This is a genomic window from Streptomyces aureus, from assembly GCF_001418135.1.
GTDB classification, from domain to species: domain Bacteria; phylum Actinomycetota; class Actinomycetes; order Streptomycetales; family Streptomycetaceae; genus Streptomyces; species Streptomyces aureus_A.
Genome location: NZ_LIPQ01000526.1, coordinates 1 through 3,888 on the forward strand (window position 1 = coordinate 1; position 3,888 = coordinate 3,888).

Sequence of the window (3,888 nt, forward strand, 5' to 3'; positions counted from 1 at the left end):
CCCCCGGCACCCTCCCCACCGGCCACCCCGTCGACGTCCTCGACACCATCCCCGTGTCGCTCGTCCGGTACGGCAACCCGTACGTCTTCGTCGATGCCCGGCACCTGCCCGAGGAGAAGCTCCGGGAGCGGCTCGAAGGGCTCCGCGCCCACGCCGCCCGGCTCCTCGGCCATCCGCCGCACTCCGCTCTGCCCAAGATCGCCGCCTTCACCGCCGGCCCCGGCGGTATCGACGTCCGGGCGCTCACCGTCGGCGGCTGGCACCCCCGCCTCGCGCTCACCGGCGCCGCCGCCCTCGCCGCTGCCGGTGCGCTGGACGGGACCGTCGTGCCGCCGGTGGACGGCGAGGTCCGCACCCCCGGCGGTACCGTCACCGTCTCGACCGGCCCCGACCGCGTCCGCGTCCACCACAAGCGCGCCGAGCTGCTCGAAAGGCTCGTGCTGCCGTGGCGTGTCCACGCAACGGCGTGAACGCGCACCCCTTTCACCGGGCCCGGACTCCCTTTCCTCTGCCACGCTGAAACCACGCTGAAATGGACCGGCAATCGGTATCCGTGGGGAGAGCAGACGCACATGAAATTCGAGAATCTGCGTGTCGTCGTGACCGGAGCGTCCCGCTATTTCGGTCGCGCGCTCGCCGTCGGATTCGCCCATCTCGGCGCCGAGGTCTATGTCTCGGCGCGGACCGTCGAGGCCGCCGAACGCACCCGTACCGAAGTCATGGGCTCGGCCCGTGACCGTATCCACGCGTTCGGCTGCGACCTCAGCAGGCCCGCCGAGATCCGGGAGTTCGCCGCCCGTGTCGGCGAACACACCGACCGGGTCGACCTGTTGGTCAACAACGGCGCCCGCTGGCTCGACGGCATGGACCTGGAGGCGGCCAGCGACGCCGAGATCGTCGAGACGATCGAGTCGACCGCCGGCGGCACCGTCCTCATGGTGAAGCACTTCCTGCCCCTGCTGCGCGGCTCGCTGCGTCCCGACATCGTCAACATGGTGGCCGTCCGCGACGCCGAGGGCGCCTCCGCCGCGGCCGCCGGCGCCGCCCACGAGGCCTTCTGGGCGGCGAAGAGCGCCCAGGCCGGATTCGCCGACATCCTCTCGCGCCGCCTCCGCCCCTCCGGCGTCCGCGTGTTCTCCCTCTTCCCGCCCGACTTCTCGACCTCCGACCCGCGCTTCGCGGAATGGGACGGCTCGAATCCGGACGGAATCGCACCCGACGAGAAGCTGACGACGCAGGCGCTCTTCGAATGCGTCGTCTACGCGGTCGAGCAGCCCCGCGACTGCTTCATCCGCTCCTTCCACTTCGAGCCCCGCTGACCCCGCCACCCCCTTCGAACCCGAGCCCGCTGCCCCGCCCTGCGCCGACAGCGCTCCGCCGCACGCGACCGCTGAAGCCCACCGCACCACAGCGTCAAGGAGGTCCCATGAGCACCCCCGTCTGGATCACCGCGACCCCTCCCGCCACCCACGGCGAACTCCACATCGGCCACCTCGCCGGACCGTACGTCGCCGCCGACGTCCTCACCCGCTATCTGCGTGCCGAGGGCGAGGCCGTCCGGTTCACGACCGGTACCGCCGATCACGCAAGCTCCGTCGAGGTGCGGGCGCTGCGTCACCACCGCAAGCCCGAGGAGGTCGCGGAGGGCTACCGGGCCGCGATCACCGCGGACTGGCTGCGGTCGGGCGTGGAGTTCGACCACATCGTGCGTCCGCGCCGCGACAAGGGATACGGACGCTGGGTGCAGGACCTCTTCGGGCGGCTCTTCGCGCAGGGCGTCATCGCCCCGCGCACCCGCCTCCTGCCGTACTGCGAGCCGTGCGACCGCTGGCTGTACGGTGCGCACGCCACCGGCACCTGCCCGCACTGCGGTGCGGTCAGCGACGGCGGCATGTGCCACGAGTGCGCGCGGCCGAACGACGGCGGCGACCTCATCGGCGCCCGCTGCGCGCTCTGCGACACGCCGGCGGTGGCCCGCCGCTGCCGCCGGCTCTACGTCCCCCTGGAGCCGTTCCGGGAGACGCTCGCCGACTACTGGGCGACGGCCGGGCTGCCGCCGCGGCTCGCCGCGCTGTGCGAGTCGCTCGTCGAGGACGGGCTGCCGGACATCGCGGTCGGCCACCCGGCCGAGTGGGGTCTCCAGGTGCCCGTCGAGGGCTTCCCCGACCATCGGATCGACGGCTGTTTCGAGGCCGCGGCGATGCACCTGTTCGGCTACGACGTGCAGGGCCCGCTGCCCCGCCGCGCGATCCACTTCTGCGGTTTCGGGCACGCCTTCTGCCACGCCGTGCTGCTGCCGGTGCTGCTCCTCGCGCAGGACGTCAAGCTGCCGCAGGACTTCAATGTCAACGAGTCGTACGTCATCGAGGAGGGCGTCCAGGAGGGCAACGTGTGGGCACTCGACCTGCTCACCGAGTACGGCTCCGACACCCTGCGCCGCCATGTCCTCCAGGCCCGCCCGCTGGGCCGCCGCACCGTCTTCCACCGGGAGCGGCTCGCCACCGCACGCCGCGAGCTGGACGAGAACTGGAACAGCTGGCTGTCCCGGCTCTTCGCCGCCGTACGGGAGGAGTGCGGCGGCCTCGCCCCGCAGGCGCTGCCCGGCGGCACCGGCTGGGAGATCCTGGAGCGGCGGCTGCACCGGGGCGTGGACGACCTGCGTGAGGCGTACGGCCCCGATGCCTTCGACCCGCGCCGGGCGGTCGCCGTCCTGGACGAGATGGTCCGTTCGGCCGCCGACTTCGGTCATGTCAACGCCCACGAGCGTTGCCGGCCCAGTACCTCCTGCCGTCATCTCCCGGCGCTGGCCGCCCAGTTGGCGGTGGCTTCGGCTCTGTCGGCGTGGTCGCGGCCGGTGATGCCGGAGGGTGCGGACCGGCTGGCGGCGGCGCTCCAGGCGGCGCCGGGACGCCCGGTCGACCGGCATGCCCTGACGGCCCCCCTCCCGGGGACCCGTCTGGCGCCCCCGTCTGGTCCGGTCTTCGGGTTCTGAGCCTTTCTGCGGCCTGTTACTACTAAGCAACTAAGTAGCCCAGTAATCGAGTGACCCAGCACCCCGCACTCCAGCAACCCGTGTCCGATCCCCACCCTGCCGCGTGACCGTGCGCGCGCGAGCGACGCGCAGGGGCACGTGGCTTCCCTCCCCTCAGGAGCCCCTCGTGTCCCTGCGCGTCGCCATGCTCAGCGTCCACACCTCCCCGCTCCACCAGCCCGGGACGGGGGACGCCGGCGGCATGAACGTCTACATGGTCGAGCTCTCCCGCGCCCTGGCCGAACAGGGCACGGAGGTCGATCTGTTCACCCGCTGCCGGGGCGAGGGCCTGCCCCCGCTCGTCGAGCTCGCCCCCGGGGTGCGGGTCCGGCATCTGCACGCGGGGCCGCGCCAGGCGCTGCCCAAGGAGGCCATGCCCGATCTGGTGGTGCCGTTCTCGCTGGCCCTGCTCAAGGAGGAGCGGCGGTACGACCTGGTCCACTCGCACTACTGGCTCTCCGGCCAGGCGGGCCGGATCGCCTCGGTGGGCTGGCGGATCCCGCTGGTGCACACCGCCCACACCCTGGCCCGGGTGAAGAACGCCTCGCTGGCCGCCGGGGACACCCCCGAGCCGGAGCTGCGGGTCAGGGGCGAGCACCAGGTGGTGGGCGCCGCGGACCGGCTGATCGCGAACACGGCCGACGAGGCGGAGGCCTTGCGGTCGCTGTACGGGGCGGAGGCGGAACGGACCGAGGTGGTGCGTCCGGGGGTCGATCTGCGGACCTTCCACCCGGGCGACGGGCGGGCGGCGGCGCGGGCCCGGCTCGGGATTCCGGCCGAGGCGTTCGTGCCGCTGTACGCGGGTCGCATACAGCCGCTGAAGGGCCCGGACGTGCTCGTACGGGCGGTCGCCGAGC

General features: G+C 72.9%; 4 protein-coding genes. All 4 read left to right on the forward strand.

Features of this window, described 5'->3' with window-relative positions:
• On the forward strand, positions 1-470 hold a 470-nt coding region (locus AOK00_RS33070), incomplete at its 5' end, for a PrpF domain-containing protein (protein WP_301554238.1).
• A 102-nt stretch (positions 471-572) separates the two neighbouring features.
• Positions 573-1,319 (forward strand): SDR family oxidoreductase, encoded by a 747-nt coding sequence (locus AOK00_RS33075; protein ID WP_055603846.1) that lies wholly within the window; start codon positions 573-575, stop codon positions 1,317-1,319.
• A 107-nt stretch (positions 1,320-1,426) separates the two neighbouring features.
• A complete protein-coding gene (locus AOK00_RS41225; RefSeq protein WP_055603847.1) occupies positions 1,427-2,992 on the forward strand; it encodes a class I tRNA ligase family protein in 1,566 nt (521 codons plus the stop codon).
• 184 nt (positions 2,993-3,176) lie between these two features.
• The coding region (locus AOK00_RS33085; RefSeq protein WP_254047594.1) for a glycosyltransferase at positions 3,177-3,888 on the forward strand (712 nt) is incomplete at its 3' end.